The organism is Nocardia sienata NBRC 100364, from assembly GCF_001613205.1.
GTDB lineage: Bacteria > Actinomycetota > Actinomycetes > Mycobacteriales > Mycobacteriaceae > Nocardia > Nocardia sienata.
The window spans coordinates 63,698-79,199 of the sequence record NZ_BDBX01000016.1 but is presented as its reverse complement, the minus strand read 5'-3'; the positions used below and the strand labels follow the sequence as shown (position 1 = coordinate 79,199).

14 protein-coding genes are annotated in these 15,502 nt (G+C 67.4%); 4 read left to right on the top strand and 10 right to left on the bottom strand.

Going from position 1 to position 15,502, the window contains the following annotated elements; translation table 11 throughout:
* Window positions 1-349 precede the first annotated feature (349 nt).
* Window positions 350-1,444 carry an ATP-binding cassette domain-containing protein gene (locus tag NS4_RS11085; protein WP_084487111.1) on the top strand — a complete coding sequence of 365 codons (1,095 nt, stop codon included), beginning with the start codon at window positions 350-352 and terminating at the stop codon, window positions 1,442-1,444.
* Window positions 1,445-1,503: 59 nt separating this feature from the next.
* The gene (locus NS4_RS11080) at window positions 1,504-2,298 is read left to right on the top strand and encodes an ABC transporter permease (protein ID WP_063059476.1); all 795 of its coding nucleotides are present in this window, start codon (window positions 1,504-1,506) and stop codon (window positions 2,296-2,298) included.
* Between the two features lie 6 nt (window positions 2,299-2,304).
* Here the strand turns inward: NS4_RS11080 and NS4_RS11075 are convergent, their stop codons facing one another.
* Window positions 2,305-2,514, bottom strand: a complete 210-nt coding sequence (locus NS4_RS11075; protein WP_063059440.1) for a hypothetical protein — start codon at window positions 2,512-2,514, stop codon at window positions 2,305-2,307.
* Between the two features lie 187 nt (window positions 2,515-2,701).
* Here NS4_RS11075 and NS4_RS11070 point away from each other — a divergent pair, with 187 nt between their 5' ends.
* Complete coding sequence (locus tag NS4_RS11070; RefSeq protein ID WP_439955775.1) at window positions 2,702-3,583, top strand: rhomboid family intramembrane serine protease; 882 nt, start codon at window positions 2,702-2,704, stop codon at window positions 3,581-3,583.
* A gap of 109 nt (window positions 3,584-3,692) precedes the next feature.
* Here NS4_RS11070 and NS4_RS11065 read toward each other — a convergent pair whose 3' ends face one another.
* Window positions 3,693-4,154 (bottom strand): PH domain-containing protein, encoded by a 462-nt coding sequence (locus tag NS4_RS11065; RefSeq protein WP_063059439.1) that lies wholly within the window; start codon window positions 4,152-4,154, stop codon window positions 3,693-3,695.
* A gap of 91 nt (window positions 4,155-4,245) precedes the next feature.
* Entirely contained in the window at window positions 4,246-4,512 is a 267-nt protein-coding gene (crgA, locus tag NS4_RS11060; RefSeq protein ID WP_030524428.1) for a cell division protein CrgA, read from the bottom strand.
* Between the two features lie 155 nt (window positions 4,513-4,667).
* On the opposite strand from crgA, the gene NS4_RS11055 reads away from it, so the two are divergent.
* On the top strand, window positions 4,668-5,309 hold the full coding sequence (locus tag NS4_RS11055; protein ID WP_063059438.1) for an aminodeoxychorismate/anthranilate synthase component II: 642 nt from the start codon (window positions 4,668-4,670) through the stop codon (window positions 5,307-5,309).
* Between the two features lie 81 nt (window positions 5,310-5,390).
* On the opposite strand, the gene pknB is transcribed toward NS4_RS11055, so the two are convergent.
* The 7 genes from pknB to NS4_RS11020 all read right to left on the bottom strand — a co-directional run bounded on the left by pknB (window position 5,391) and on the right by NS4_RS11020 (window position 15,291).
* The gene (pknB, locus tag NS4_RS11050; protein WP_063059437.1) at window positions 5,391-7,301 is read right to left on the bottom strand and encodes a Stk1 family PASTA domain-containing Ser/Thr kinase; all 1,911 of its coding nucleotides are present in this window, start codon (window positions 7,299-7,301) and stop codon (window positions 5,391-5,393) included.
* Window positions 7,298-8,794 (bottom strand): serine/threonine-protein kinase, encoded by a 1,497-nt coding sequence (locus tag NS4_RS11045; protein ID WP_063059436.1) that lies wholly within the window; start codon window positions 8,792-8,794, stop codon window positions 7,298-7,300. The genes pknB and NS4_RS11045 overlap by 4 nt, the downstream gene beginning before the upstream one ends.
* A gap of 37 nt (window positions 8,795-8,831) precedes the next feature.
* The gene (locus NS4_RS11040) at window positions 8,832-10,298 is read right to left on the bottom strand and encodes a peptidoglycan D,D-transpeptidase FtsI family protein (RefSeq protein WP_063059435.1); all 1,467 of its coding nucleotides are present in this window, start codon (window positions 10,296-10,298) and stop codon (window positions 8,832-8,834) included.
* Complete coding sequence (locus NS4_RS11035) at window positions 10,295-11,773, bottom strand: FtsW/RodA/SpoVE family cell cycle protein (RefSeq protein ID WP_063059434.1); 1,479 nt, start codon at window positions 11,771-11,773, stop codon at window positions 10,295-10,297. The genes NS4_RS11040 and NS4_RS11035 overlap by 4 nt, the downstream gene beginning before the upstream one ends.
* Window positions 11,773-13,269: a PP2C family protein-serine/threonine phosphatase gene (locus NS4_RS11030; RefSeq protein WP_063059433.1), complete on the bottom strand. Its 1,497-nt coding sequence runs from the start codon at window positions 13,267-13,269 to the stop codon at window positions 11,773-11,775. Before NS4_RS11030 ends, NS4_RS11035 begins: the two co-directional genes overlap by 1 nt.
* Complete coding sequence (locus NS4_RS11025) at window positions 13,266-13,733, bottom strand: FHA domain-containing protein FhaB/FipA (RefSeq protein WP_063059432.1); 468 nt, start codon at window positions 13,731-13,733, stop codon at window positions 13,266-13,268. The genes NS4_RS11030 and NS4_RS11025 overlap by 4 nt, the downstream gene beginning before the upstream one ends.
* A 202-nt stretch (window positions 13,734-13,935) precedes the next feature.
* Window positions 13,936-15,291 (bottom strand): FHA domain-containing protein, encoded by a 1,356-nt coding sequence (locus NS4_RS11020; protein WP_063059431.1) that lies wholly within the window; start codon window positions 15,289-15,291, stop codon window positions 13,936-13,938.
* Window positions 15,292-15,502 lie beyond the last annotated feature (211 nt).

Below are 15,502 nucleotides of genomic sequence, written 5' to 3'. Positions count from 1 at the left end.
GCCGCTGTGCACTGTGAGCGTGCGCACGACCACATCCACTGTCGTGCTCGGTTGCCGGATCGGGTGGCCGCGAGAACCGCATCGAGTAGCGCGCCACGCGCGATTTCGAGACCGGGAGCGATGAATACGCGAGCCGTCCATCCCGTTTCCGTTACCCCGGGCGCGGCCTCCGGGTATGGCTCTGTGTACTGCGGGGAGGGAGCCGGGGAACCGGATAAATCGAATGAAAACGTCGGTGGCCGCGACGATACTGCACAGTATCGGCCGGGCGGCCGAAGCGCCTGAGGTCGGTGGTCCGCCACCGGCGATCTACGACTCGTCCTCGTCAATCACTCGATTCAGGAGAATTATGCCCGACGCAATAGTCGCCGAGGGTCTCGTCAAACACTACGGCCGCCGGGTTCGCGCACTCGACGGTCTCGATCTCACTGTGCCCGAAGGCACGGTCACCGCTCTACTGGGACCCAACGGGGCCGGTAAGACCACCACCGTACGAGTGCTCACCACTCTGCTGGTGCCCGATGTCGGCCGGGCGACTGTCGCCGGGATCGACGTACTGGCCCGGCCGCGTGCGCTGCGATCGCGGATCGGGGCCTCGGGTCAGTACGCGGCGGTCGACGAATACCTGACCGGCTTCGAGAACTTGGAGATGGTCGGGCGCCTCTACCACATGGGCACGCGACGCAGTAAGGAACGCGCGCGTGAGCTGCTGGAGAGGTTCCGTCTCAGCGATGCCGCAGATCGCCCGGTGCGGGGCTATTCCGGTGGTATGCGCCGCCGGCTCGACCTGGCGGGCGCGCTGGTGGCCAACCCGCCGGTCCTATTTCTCGACGAACCCACCACGGGTCTGGACCCGCGGGCCAGGCTGGACCTCTGGGATGTCATCGAGGAACTCGTCGCCGGTGGTACCACCCTGCTGCTGACGACCCAGTACATGGAAGAGGCGGACCGCCTCGCGGATGCCATCGCGGTCATCGACCGGGGCCAGGTGATTGCCCGCGGCACCGCCGACGAATTGAAGAGCATGGTCGGGGGCGACCGGATCGAATTGACCGTCGAGCACACCGACAATCTGGCCGTCGCCCAGCGAGTGCTCGCGCCGCTGGCCGACGGCGATATTCATGTCGAACCCGGGCTGCGTCGGCTGGTGGTCCCGGTCAGCGACGGTTCCCAGGCGCTGGTCGCGGCCATCGGAAAGCTGAGCGAGGAGGGGGTGAGGATCCAGGACGTCGGGTTGCGGCGGCCCTCGCTCGACGATGTGTTCCTCACGCTCACCGGACACGAGGCCGCAGAGACGGCCGGCGACGCCGGCGAATACGAGCAGGCGGCAAAGGCCGGTGGCGGCGGGCGCCCGGGAGAGGCCCCCGAGGCGGAAACCGCCGGTGGAGCCGGTCCGGCGCGTGAGATGGAAGCAATCGAGGCGATGGAAGGAAGAAGCAGATGACCGCGCTGGCGACCGTCGGCGATATCGGGGAGAACCCCACTGTGGTCGAGCGGCTGTCCATGGTGGTCAGCGACAGCCTGACCGTCACCAAGCGCAATGTGATCAAGATAAAGCGAGTGCCCGACGTGCTGATCTTCAGCACGCTCTCGCCGATCATGTTCGTCCTGCTGTTCGCCTATATCTTCGGCACCGCCATCAAGGTGCCCGGGATGGAGGGCGGCTACCGCGAATTCATCATCGCGGGCATCTTCGTGCAGACGGTGGTGTTCGGGTCCACGTTCACCGGGCTCAGCCTCGCCGAGGATATGCAGAAGGGCATCATCGATCGATTCCGCTCGCTGCCCATGGCCCCGTCCTCGGTACTGATCGGGCGTACGGTCAGCGATGTGGTGATCAACGTGGTCAGCCTGGTGGTCATGTCACTGACCGGACTGGTGGTCGGCTGGCGGATCCGAGGGTCGGTCGTGGACGCGATTCTGGCCTACATCCTCCTGCTGCTCTTCGCCTACGCGATCTCCTGGATCATGGCCGTGGTCGGCCTGATCGTGCGTACGCCCGAGGTGTTCAACAACGCCAGCTTCATGGTGATCTTCCCGCTCACCTTCTTGGCCAACACCTTCGTGCCGATGAGTGAGCTGCCGACACCGCTGCGGGTCTTCGCCGAGTGGAATCCGGTCTCGGCGCTCACCCAGGCATCCCGGGAACTGTTCGGTAATGCCGCCCCGCTGACCGCGGAATCGACGGCCTGGTCGATGCGGCACCCGGTGGCGACCACCCTCATCTGGGTGGTCATCATCATGGCCGTCTTCGTACCGCTGGCGCTGCGGCAGTACCGCAAGACCGTCAGCCGCTGAGGACGATCAGTCCGCGGTGGCTTCGGTATCGTCCGGTGCCGCCGCGGCGGCACCGTTTCGCGTATAGCCGATCCTCGGCGGCGCCGGGGCCGGTTCGGGTGGTTGCGGGCGCTTGCTGCGCACCAGCCACGCGGTACCGCCCGCCGCCGCCACCGCGGCGGCGGCCAGCAACCGGTAGCGCGAACGACTGGATGGACGCAGTGGCCTCGAGCTCATGGCTCAACTCTGGCACAGCCCGGCGGATAACGCAGACCGGCAGGTCAGGGCATTACCGGTGGCCACGAGGGCAGGACCGGCGAGCTACGGACCGCGGGCTCGCATGGCACGATGGGCTGGTGAGTACGACACGCCCGGCCAGGTCGGGAGCGCGCGGCGAAACAGCTCCGGCAACGACGCGGAGTCCGTGGTGAACCCGCAGCAGCCCTCCACACCGGCTCAGATGTGTGTCCGGCACGCCGACCGCCCGACCGGGCTGTCCTGTACCCGCTGCGGTCGTCCGGCCTGCCCGGAATGCCTGCGTCCGGCCTCGGTCGGCCAGCACTGTGTCGATTGCCTGCGCGCCGATCAGCGCAGCACCCCGCAGGTGCGGACCGTGGCGGGTTCGGCCGCTGCCCGCAGGGCGGTCCCGTTCGTCACCTACACCCTGATCGCGCTCAATGTCCTGGTCTACGCCGTGACCGCGGCACAGTCACGCAGTGTGATGGAGAACGAGCGCGGATCGGCGCTGTTCGTCGACTGGGTCATGTACCCGCCCGCCGTGGCCGGCGGCGACTGGTTCCGGGTGATCGGTTCCGGGTTCCTGCACTACGGGCTGATCCATCTGCTGCTGAATATGTTCGCGCTGTACATCGTCGGCCGCGATATCGAACTGGTGCTCGGCCGGGCCCGGTACCTGGCCGTGTATCTCGTATCGCTGCTCGGTGGATCGGCCGCGGTGATGCTGTTGGCCCAGGACAGTCTCACGGCCGGAGCGTCGGGCGCGGTGTACGGGTTGTTCGGCGCGATCACGGTCGTGCTGATCCGGTTGCGGCAGAACCCGAACAATATGCTGATCCTGATCGCGATCAACGTGTTCATCAGCTTCTCGCTGCCCGGTATCTCGCTGTGGGGTCACCTGGGCGGTCTGGCCGCGGGCACACTGGCGACACTCGGCATTCTGTTCCTGCCCGCCTGGGTGCGGGTCAGGACCCCGGAGCGGGCCCGGCTGGTCGGGTTGCTCGCGCTGGCGGCTCTGACGGTGGTGGCCGTGGCGGTGATTGCGCTCGCCACGATTTCGCTGCGCTGAGCCGCACCTACAGCTCCGATACTCCGGTGCGGATTCGCGAGTTCCGGCATGTTCAACGTGAAACATCGCGGCGCGGAGTTCGCGCGCCCACGATCCGGCCCAGGGTCGCTCAGCGTGCGGTGCCGCCGTGCAACCGAAGTTCCGTCCGCACCGTGTCGTAGACATCCTCGGGGCTGGTGCCCAGATCCCAGCGGCCGAAGATCAGCAGTCGTTCGGATCCCAGATGGTCCACGTCGATCTCCAGCATCGGCGATTTCCGGCCCAGGCGGCGGTAGCCGACCACCCGGGCCCGCAGGATCTGATCACGGTTGTACTCGGTGACGCCGGTGAGCGTGCGCAGCACCAACCGCGGGTTCTCACCGGGCACGACCGAGAGCCGTGGTCGCTGCCGCACGCCGAGTGCGGCGAGTCCCAGCAGTACCAGCGCGGCCACCCCGAGCAGGAATTTGCCGGGCAGCTCGGTCGTCAGCACCGCCGCGACCGCGAGCACCACTCCGCCTCCGGCGGCCGCGATCAACGCGGGCAGGGGCGTTGCCCAGGCAAGACGGGATTCGGTGCGGTCCGGCTGCACGCGGGTCTACCTCCATCTGAGGTCGAGGGTTATCCACAGAGTTATCCACAGGTGTGTATTAATTACACCGGTGTAATCCCTGGTAGGTGCGCTAGCGCCACCGCATCGTCATGATCAGACCCACGACCATCAGCCCGAACCCGATCAGGAAGTTCCAGGCATTGAGGTTGCTCATCCAGCTGATCTGATCGGCCGCGAGGTAGTAGACCAGCAGCCATACCAGGCCCGCGAGCATGAAGCCCAGCATGATGGTGACGTACCAGACAGGCGACGGTCCGGCTGCCTTCACCTTCACCGGCGTACGGCTGGCGGGGTTGATCGTGTAGTCGGTCTTCTTCCGGACCTTCGACTTGGGCATGATGTCCTCGTGTTCAGCGTGCAGGTCGTGTTCCAAGGCTATCCCACCAGGTAATCGGTGTGATGCCCAGCGGCCGAATGTTCCGCGCGCGGCGATGTCGGCGCAATCGCAGGCCGGACCGGGTATCTGGGCGTGCGAACACGTAATCTTTGGGCATGCGTGTACTGGTCGTCGACAACTACGACAGCTTCGTCTTCAACCTGGTCCAGTATCTGGGCCAGCTCGGCGTCGAGGCAGTGGTCTGGCGCAACGACGACCCGGAGCTGGCGGACCCCGCGGCCGTGGCCGGCGAATTCGACGGAATCCTGATCAGCCCCGGCCCCGGCACCCCCGAACGCGCGGGCGCCAGTATCGACCTGGTACGCGCCTGCGCCGACCGGAGCACCCCGCTGCTGGGCGTCTGCCTCGGGCATCAGGCCATCGGCGCGGCCTTCGGTGCCACGGTGACCCGGGCTCCGGAATTGCTGCACGGTAAGACGAGCTCGGTGTTCCATATCGGCACCGGAGTCCTGGCCGGGCTGCCCGATCCGTTCACCGCCACCCGTTACCACTCGCTCACCGTGGTGGAGAAAACGCTACCGCCCGAATTCGATGTCATCGGCCGTACCGAGACCGGGATCGTGATGGCCCTGCGCCATCACGAACTGCCGATCCACGGTGTGCAGTTCCATCCGGAATCGGTCCTCACCCAGGGCGGGCACCGGATGCTGGCGAACTGGTTGGAGGTCTGCGGCAAGCGCCCCGACGAGGGGCTGGTGCAGATGCTGGAAGCGGAAGTCGCCTCCCTGGCCGTCTGATGTACGAAACCGGGCGGCCGATTCACGGCCGCCCGGTTCCTACATCCTGCCGAGTCGCCGGGGCCGGGCCCCGGCAGCGGATCAGGGCGGTCCCAGCGGCAGAACGCCCGTATTGACCGTCACCGTCGTCGAGGAAGGCACCGTGGTACCGGCGGAGGGCTGCTGGCCGAGCACCTTGCCCGCCTGATCGGAGTTCAACGTGATCTGCGTGATCTGACGGACCTGGTTCGCGCTGCCCTGCCAGCCGCTCTCGCGCAGCTTGTCCACGACCTCCGCGGTGGTGAGCCCTACCAGATTCGGCATCGCGATCCGGTCGCTCTGCGCGACCTGGACCGTAATCGTGGAACCCTCGTCGGCCGTCGAACCGCCGGCCGGGCTGGTGGCAAGGACCTCGCCGCGCGGCCGGGTCGACTGGACCTGCTCGATCACGATCTTGAAGCCGGCGCCCTCGAGGTTCGGCTGGGCCACGTCGATCAGCTGGCCGACCACTTCCGTGACGCGGACCTGCTTGGGACCGGTGCCGATGGTCAGCGTGATCTGGCTGCCCGCGTCCATCTCGATACCGGGCGAGGGATCCTGCCCGATCACCTTGTCCTTGTCCTGCGCGCTGGACGGTTCCCGCTTCACCTCCGGGTTGGCCTGGAGTCCGACATTGTTGAGTTCTTGTTCGGCGTCCTGCTGCGACAGGCCGGTGAGCCGGGGAACCGGCACCTGCTGCGGCCCGGTGGACACCTGCACGGTGATGGTGCTGCCTTCATCGGCGCGCGACCCGCCCAGCGGCTGGGTGGCGATCACATTGCCGGCACTGATCTTGCCGTCGGGTTTCTCCTGGACGGCCACATCGAAGCCGAGCGAATCGAGCTTTTTCTGAGCTTCGGTGGCGGAGGTGTTGGACAGATCCGGGACGGCCACCTGGTCGGGTCTGCTACCCGGGCCCAGCAACACCCAGAACAGCCCGAATGCCGCTACCACCGCGGCGACCACACCCGCCGCGATATATGCCGTCCGGCGCGAACGGCCCGCGGAGTCGTGCCCGTAATCGTCGTAATGGTCGTCCTCGTCGCCGCCGCGGTAGCCACGGCCGGAACCGTCCGCGGGACCGAGCATGGTGGTGCGGTCCTCGTCGGTCATCACCATCGGCGCGCCGGGTTTCTGGCCGCCCAGCACCCGGATGAGATCCGCGCGCATCTCCGCCGCGCTCTGGTAGCGATTGGCCGGATTCTTGGCCATGGCCTCGAGCACGACCGAATCCAGCTCCCGCGGCACCCCCTCGTAGACGAGCGAGGGCAACCGGGGATCCTCCCGGACGTGCTGGTAGGCGACGGCGACCGGCGAGTCACCGGTGAACGGGGGCTGTCCGGTGAGGATTTCGAACAGCACACAACCGACCGAATAGACATCGGACCGGGCGTCCACCGTTTCGCCGCGCGCCTGCTCCGGCGACAGATATTGAGCGGTGCCGATCACGGCCGCGGTGGCGGTCATCGGATTGGCGGCGTCGGCGATCGCGCGGGCGATGCCGAAATCCATCACTTTCACCGCACCCGCGCGATTGATCATGATGTTGGCGGGCTTCATATCGCGGTGCACGATCCCGGCCTTGTGGCTGAAATCGAGAGCCGCGCACACATCGGCGACGACCTCCATCGCGCGCCGCGGCGGCAGCGGACCCTCGTTGCGCACGATATCGCGCAGCGTGTCACCGTCCACGTACTCCATCACGATGAACGGCAGTGGCCCGCCGTCGATCTCGGCTTCGCCGGTGTCGTAGACCGCCACGATGGCCGGATGGTTCAGCGCCGCGGCGTTCTGCGCCTCACGTTTGAAGCGCAGATAGAACGTGGGGTCTCGCGCCAGGTCGGCGCGCAGCACCTTGATCGCGACATCCCGGTTGAGCCGTAGATCGCGAGCTTTGTGGACTTCGGACATACCGCCGAACCCGATGATCTCGCCCAGCTCGTAGCGAGAGGAGAGCATCTTCGGGGTCGTCATGGCTGTCCTTGCGGATTAAGGGCCGGCGCGATGTTGTCGACAGGGTCTCCTGGGAAGGGGATATCGATCGTCGGGACCGGCGGGCGGCGACGCGTAGTGGTCTCCTCTTCTTCGCCGGTGGTCTCTTCGCTCGCCGTCGTCTCGGTCGTGCTCGGCGCCGTCGAAGTGGTGGTCGGCGGCTGAGTCGACGTGGTCGAGGGCTGCGGCGGGGTCGTGGTGGTGGGCGCGGCCGGCGGCGCAGTGGTGGTGGGTTCCACGGTCGGCGTCCATACCGGGGGTTCGGTCACCTCGTAGGTGGTGGTGACCGGCGGCGGCAGCGGGCGGGTGGTGGGTGCCGTGGAGGAGGTGCCCGGCGGAGTTCCCTCCGGGTTGGTGTCGCCGCCGAACAGCAGCCACACGACGGCACCGCCCAGCAGCAGCGCACCGATACCCAGCGCGATCATCCACTTCTGGTTCTTGTTGAGGCTGCCGCCGCGGGGGGTGTCGCGGTACTCGTCGTCGCCGGGGTCGTGTACGCCGCGGTCGTATGTGGTTGCCGGCGCGGCCATGGCGGCGGGCGGCGTGTTGTACCGGACGGTAGCGGCCTCGTCGTAACCCGGCAGTGGAGCCGCGATCACGCTGGTGGGCCCGGCCACCGGGAGATTGCGCGGCGGGGGCGGGCGGCGGCCCGAGCGTACCGCGGCGACCGCCTCGGCGAATTCACCGCCGTCGGCGTACCGGTGGGCCGGATCCTTGGCCAGCGTGATCTCGACCAGTTCGCGCACATTCGGCGGCAGGTCGGTGGGCATCGGCGGCGGCACTTCGCGGACGTGCTTCATCGCGACGGTGAGAGCGCCGTCTCCGGTGAACGGCCGCTGCCCGGCGAGCGCCTCGTATCCGACGACACCGAGGGAATACACATCGCTGGCCGCGGTGGCGTCCTCGCCGACCGCCTGTTCGGGCGCGATGTACTGCGCGGTGCCCATCACCATGCCGGTCTTGGTGACCGGTGAGGCATCGACCGCCTTGGCGATACCGAAATCGGTGATCTTCACCTGCCCGGTGGGGGTGACCAGGATATTTCCCGGTTTCACATCGCGGTGCACCACGCCGGCCAGATGCGCGACCTGGAGTGCGCGACCGGTCTGTTCCAGCAGGTCCAGGCCCTGGGCCACCGACAGCCGGCCGAGCCGGTTCAACACCGTGTTGAGCGGCTCGCCCTGGACCAGTTCCATCACCAGATAGGCGGTTTCCCCGCCCTGGGGGTCGTAGGTTTCGCCGTAGTCGTAGATACCCGCGATACCGGAATGGTTCAGCTGCGCGGTGGTCTTCGCCTCGGTACGGAACCGGTGCCGGAAGGTCGGGTCGGCGGAGAACTCCGACTTGAGGACCTTGACCGCGACCCGGCGATCCAGCCGGGTGTCCAGGGCTTCCCAGACCTGGCCCATCCCACCGGTGGCGATCAGCCGCTGCAGCCGGTAGCGGTCCGCGATCAACGCGCCGTTTGTCAGCATCGGGTTCCCCGCAGATTCACTCGCACATCCATCTCGTTCAGCGACCTCGCAGACCTGCGTCCAGCACCGCCCGGGCGACCGGCGCGGCGACCGACCCGCCTGTTGCCGCCAGCGCCCGGTCACCACCGTTCTCCACGATGACCGCGATGGCGATCTTCGGGTTCTCGGCAGGTGCGAAGGCTATGTACCAGGCATGCGGTGGAGTGTTCCGCGGATCGGCGCCGTGTTCGGCCGTACCGGTCTTCGACGCGATCCGATAGGACGTTCCGCCGCTGCCCGCGGTGTTCTCCTCCGAGGCGACCATCAGGTCGGTCAGCGTAGACGCTACATCGGCGCTCACGGCCTGACCGACCGAGACCGGTTCGGTGGTGGACAGCTCGCTCAGATCCGGGTTCTGCAGCTGGTCGACGAGGTAGGGCTCCATCCGGACGCCGCCGTTGGCCACGGTAGCGGCGATCACGGCATTGTCGAGCGGGGTGAGCGCGACATCACGCTGGCCGATACTGCTCTGCGCGAGAGCGGCGTTGTCCGGGATGCTGCCCACGGTGCTCTCGGCGACCGGCATCGGAATACCGCGGTGCGGTCCGATACCGAACGCCGCGGCCTCGTCTTCCAGGGCTGCCGCCCCGACATCGACACCGAGTTCCACGAACGCGGTGTTGCACGAGCGCCGGAACGCCTCGTAGAGGGTGGCGGTGGCGCCGGAACCGCAGGTCGAGCCGTTGTAGTTCTCCAGGGTCGTGCTCGTGCCCGGCAGGGTGATGTTGGGCGCCGCGGTGAACTGGGACTGGGGATCGGCCTTCCCGTTGGACAGCGCGGCCGCCGTGACGACCACCTTGAAGGTGGAGCCGGGCGGGTAGGTTTGCGAAATCGCCCGGTTGAGCATCGGCTGGTCCTCGTCGGCGCCGAGGTCCTCCCACGCCTGGGTGCCCTGGGCGCCGTCGTGCCCGGACAGCAGGTTCGGGTCATAGCTGGGGGTGGACACCATGGTCAGGATCTTGCCGGTACTGGGTTCGATCGCCACCACCGAGCCGGTGTAACCCTTGCTGGTGAGTTCGTTGTAGGCGACCTGCTGCATCACCGGGTCGATGGTGGTGACGACATTGCCGCCGCGGGGGTCACGGCCGGAGATCAGGTCGACCAGCCGGCTGCCGAAGAGCTGGGCGTCCGAACCGTTGAGCACCGGGTCCTCGGCCCGTTCCAGCCCCGTGCTGCCGTACTGCATGGAGTAGAAACCGGTGACCGGGGCGTAGGCCTGCGGATCGGTGGGGTAGACGCGCAGATACTTGTAGCGGTCGTCGGTGGCCACCGAGCTGGCCAGCACGGCGCCGCCGGCCGAGATCTGGCCGCGCTGGCGGGAGTACTCGTCGAGCAGCACCCGCGAGTTACGGGGGTCGGCGCGGTAGTCGTCGGCTTTGATGACCTGGACATAGGTCGCGTTGAGCAGCAGAGCGACGATCATCACCATGACCGCCATGGCGACGCGGCGTAATGGTGTGTTCAACGCTGCAGACCCCCTTGCCGTCGTGACACCATCACTGTCTGCGCTTCCGCCAACGGCGCCGGGGCCGGTTCGCGGCGGCGGGCCGGCGCGGGCTCACGAGCCGCGTCGGAGATCTTGATGAGCAGGGCGATCAGCACATAGTTCGCCAGCAGCGAGGAACCGCCGTAGGAGACGAACGGTGTGGTGAGACCGGTCAGCGGGATCAGCTTGGTCACGCCGCCCACCACCACGAAGACCTGGATGGCGATGGTGAACGAGAGCCCGGCCGCGAGCAGTTTGCCGAAACTGTCCCGGATCGCCAGCGCGGTGCGCATACCGCGCAGCACCAGCACCAGGAACAGGATCAGGATCGCGGTCAGGCCGATGAGACCGAGTTCCTCACCGATGGTCGTCACGATGAAGTCGGTTTTGGCGAACGGCACCTGCGATGGTCGTCCGGCGCCCAGGCCGGTACCCGCCAGACCACCGGTGGCCAGGCCGAACAGCGATTGCACGATCTGGTAGCCGGTGTTGTTGTAGTCGTCGAACGGATGCAGCCAGGTCTGCACGCGCACTCGGACATGCCCGAACAGCTGATAGGCGAAGACGAAACCGAGCGCGAGCAGACCGCCGCCGATGAGCAGCCAGCCCACGCGTTCGGTCGCGATGTAGAGCATCACCAGGACCGTGCTGAAGATCAGCAGCGAGGTGCCGAGATCCTTCTCGAACACCAGGACGCCGATGCACACGATCCACACGGCCAGGATCGGACCCATATCGCGGGCCCGCGGGAACTCCATACCGAGGAAGTGCCGCCCGGCCGCGGTGAACAGCTCACGCTTGGAGACCAGTACCGAGGCGAAGAAGATGATCAACAGAATCTTCGCGAATTCGCCGGGCTGCAGGCTCAGGCCGGGCAGCCGGATCCAGATCTTGGCGCCGTTGACCTCCGACAGCGAACCGGGCAGGAGCGCCGGGATCGCGAGAGCCACCAATCCGACGAGACCGAGGGTGTAGGCGTACTTGGCCAGTGTGCGGTAGTCGCGCAGCACCAGCAGGATCGCGACGAACATGACAATGCCCAGCGCGGTCCACAGGATCTGCTGGTTGGCGTCGGGGGAGGGGATCTCCCAGGAGTTGTAGGCGGCGGTCTGCTGATCGGCCAGATCGAGCCGGTGGATCAGCACGAGGCCGACTCCGTTGAGCAGCGCCACGATCGGCAGCAGCAACGGATCGGTGTAGGGCGCGAAACGGCGTACCGCCAGGTGCGCGACGGCGAAAAGGCCGAGATAGGCCAGGCCGAGCTTGGCTATATCCCAGGTCAGCGATTCTTCCTGGCTGGCTTCCACCAGTGCCAGTGCGGCGGTGGTGATCAGCGCCGCGAATCCGAGCAACATGAGCTCGGTATTGCGCCGGGTCGTCGGCGACGGCGCCGGAGCGAAACCGCCCGGGGGACTCGGAAAAGCCCCGGCGGACGGTGGTGCCGGTGCGGACATCAGTCCGTCACCCGGCAGTTCTCCCCGGCGATCTGGGGCACAGCGGTGGTCGTCGGAGCCGGGACGGTAGTGGTCGGGGGCGCGGGCGGCGCGGGGTTCTCACCGCCTGCGCCGGGCGCGGGCGGCTGGCCGGCCGGAGCGGGCGGAGCCGCGTCGGTGGGCGTCGGCGCGGGCGGTGCCGGAGCGGGAGCGGGGGTGGTGGTGACCACGCCCGGCTGGGCGGCCGAGGCATTCTTCTTGCACACCGGCAGCAGCTCACGGTCGGCCAGGACCGCCATCTGCTCGCGGGCCTTGTCCAGGGTGCCGGGCGGCAGCCCGCGCTCGACCTGGTCACGGCCGGTCTGTTCCAGATCGCTGACCTTCAGCACCCGGCAGCCCTGCGGCAGGGCGGCGCCGCTGTCGACAAGGCTGAGCTCGCCCTTGGCGGTGACGCAGCCGACCAGGTTCACCTCGTGGATCGAGTAGCCCAGGATCGACCCCGGCAGCCCCTGCATGACCACGACACTGTCGTTGTCGGCCCCGACGTAGTAGTTGGTCCGGATCATCTTGTAGCCGACGACCAGGCCGATCACGACCGCGAGCACGAGGGCGACCGCCAGCAGCAGCCAACGCAGTTTGTGCGACTTCTTCGGTTGCGGCTCGGGCTCACCGGCGGCCCGGCGCGGGGCGGCGGCCGGCGGTCGCATAGCGGCGGCCCGCCCGGCCGCGGTGTTCGGCGGCGGGTTGTCCTCGGCTTCCCCGGACGCGGCGCCGGCCACGATCGGATGACTCTGGCCGTAGTCGAGGTCGATGACATCGGCGACGACGACGGTCACATTGTCCGGACCGCCACTGCGCAGTGCGAGCTCGATGAGCCGGTCGGCGCATTCGTCGGTACTGCCCTCGCGCATCGTGTTGGCGATGGTTTCGTCGCTCACCACATCGGACAGACCGTCCGAGCACAGCAGATAGCGGTCCCCGGCCCGGGCCTCGCGCATCACCAGTGTCGGCTCGATCTCGTTACCGGTGAGCGCACGCATGATCAGTGAACGCTGCGGATGAGTATGAGCCTGTTCGGCGGTGATCCGGCCCTCGTCCACCAGCGACTGGACGAACGTGTCGTCGCGGGTGATCTGGGCCAGTTCGCCGTCGCGCAGCATATAGGCGCGCGAATCCCCGATATGGACCATGCCGAGCTTTTTGCCGGCGAACAGGATGGCGGTGAGCGTGGTGCCCATACCGTCGAGTTCGGGCTCTTCCTCGACCTGTTCGGCGATGGCGGCGTTACCCGCGTGGGTGGCCCGGTTCAGTTTGCCGAGCAGATCCTCGCCGGGTTCGTCGTCGTCCAGATGCGCCAGGGCGGCGATCATCAGTTGCGACGCCACTTCGCCGGCCGCGTGGCCACCCATGCCGTCGGCAAGGGCCAGCAGGCGGGCGCCGGCGTAGACGGAGTCTTCGTTGTTGGCGCGGACGAGGCCGCGGTCGCTGCGCGCTGCGTAGCGGAGAACAAGTGTCACGATCGGAGCTCGATCACTGTCTTGCCGACCCGGACAGGAGTGCCGAGCGGAACGCGGACTGCGGTGGTGACTTTGGCGCGATCCAGGTAGGTACCGTTGGTCGAGCCGAGGTCTTCGACGTACCAGTCGTCACCGCGTAGGGACAGCCGGGCATGTCGGGTGGAGGCGTAATCATCGGTGAGCACCAGCGTGGAATCGTCCGCACGGCCGATCAGCACCGGTTGGGTACCGAGCGTTATGCGGGTACCGGCGAGAGAACCTTGAGTCACCACAAGATATTTGGCGCCCTTCTGGCCCCGGCGTATGGACGGCAGTACCGCGGAACCACGCGGTCCCCGGGTCTGCAGTCGTTTACCGGAGGCCGCGTAGATATCACTGCGGAGGGTACGCAGGATTGCCCACACGAACAGCCACAGCAGCAGGAGGAACCCGGCTCGGGTCAACTGCAAGATCAATCCCTGCACGGCGCTCCACCTCCTGTTCGACCGTGTGTCGGTGCTGTAGGCGTGGTGCGACCCACCCCACTGCGATGCTCGTCCCGGCGGACCGCTGTGCGGTGCCGCGCGTGTGTTGGCACATCATAGGGCCGTCGGACGATACCGATCACGATTAGGCCGCCCCATTATGCGAGAGCCGCCCCGTGATCCGCACGGCGAGCCTACGGCATCAGACGATACGGATGAGGATCTCGGAGTGCCCGGCACGGATGACATCGCCGTCGGCGAGTTGCCAGTCCTGTACTGGAGACCCGTTCACCAGGGTGCCGTTTGTGGAGCCGAGGTCGGACAGCATCGCGGTCTGGCCGTCCCAGCGGACCTCGATATGGCGCCGGGAGACACCGGTATCGGGGAGCCGGAAATGCGCGTCCTGCCCGCGGCCGATGATGTTGCTGCCTTCCCGCAGCTGGTAGGTCCGGCCGCTGCCGTCATCGAGCGCGAGGGTCGCGGAGAAACCGGGCCCGGCCGCCGGCGTGTATCCGCCCGGTGCGCCGTATCCGCCCTGCTGGGCCTGCGGGGGGTAGCCCTGGCCCTGCGGCTGGCCGTAGGCCTGCTGGTCGTAACCCTGGTCGTAGCCGGGCTGCTGGCCGTAGCCCTGCTGGTCGTAACCCTGGTCGTACCCGGGCTGGGCATAGCCCTGCTGGTCGTAGCCCTGCTGGGCATAGCCCTGCTGGTCGTAGCCCTGGTCGTAGCCGCCCTGCTGGCCCTGGTACCCCTGGTCGTAGCCGGGCTGGCCCTGATAGCCGGCCTGGTCGTAGCCGGGCTGCTGGCCGTAGCCCTGCTGGTCGTAACCCTGGTCGTATCCGGGCTGGGCATAGCCCTGCTGACCGTAGCCCTGGTCGTAGCCACCCTGCTGGGCGCCGTAGGCCTGCTGGTCGTAGGCGGCGCCGCCCTGCTGGTAGTCGTAGCCGTTCTGATAATCCGGGCCGCCGCCGTAGGGCGCACCGGGACCGTAGTCCTCGGGGTACGCGCCGTTCTGCGGCCCGCGTCCCACGGGTCCGGGAGCGTACCCGCGATTACGTGGATCGGACTCCGCGTGCTCACGGCTCGGGTCGTAGCCAGAGTTCTGCGTCATGGGGCCAGCTCCTGGTTGCGGGTTAGCGGGTCGTTGTAGCGGTTCGGGGCGGTGAGCCGGTGCGGCTCCGCGGCCGGCGTCGGGGTCGACGCGACCGCTCGTCCTGAACATTCCGGTGTGCAGCGTAGGGGATGCCTCGAATGCCACGTGTACTTCGCCATAGGTCTGCCAGCCTTGCTCACGGATGTAATCCTGCAGATGTTTGGCGAAAGCGCGGGTTGTGAGGTCGTGATCGGCGTCGAGCTGCCGGTGGTCCGACGAGTTGATGGTGATCACGTAGCTGTTGGGTGCGAGCAGATGCCCACCACCGACATCTCGGACGTTGTCGGCGGCCTCACGCTGCAGCGCTGCCTCGACCTCCTGGGGAACGACGTTCCCGCCGAAGACTCTGGCGAAGACGTCACCGACGGCGCCCTGTAGGCGACGCTCGAAACGCGAGACGATCCCCATCCGGGCCCTCCCTTCGGTGAGTCTCTCCTCATTCTTTACGACGGCACGCGAATACGGCGTGTCGTTCTACGAGCACGTTCTCTGCATGATATCCACGTTCCGCTGTACCTGTAACTACCGCAACCGCCCCGGAGTTCCCTCCCTGGCTGCCGGCGGGCTCCGGACGCTGGTCGGCGGCGGCTCCGAAAACGTCGTGACCACGTGATTTCGC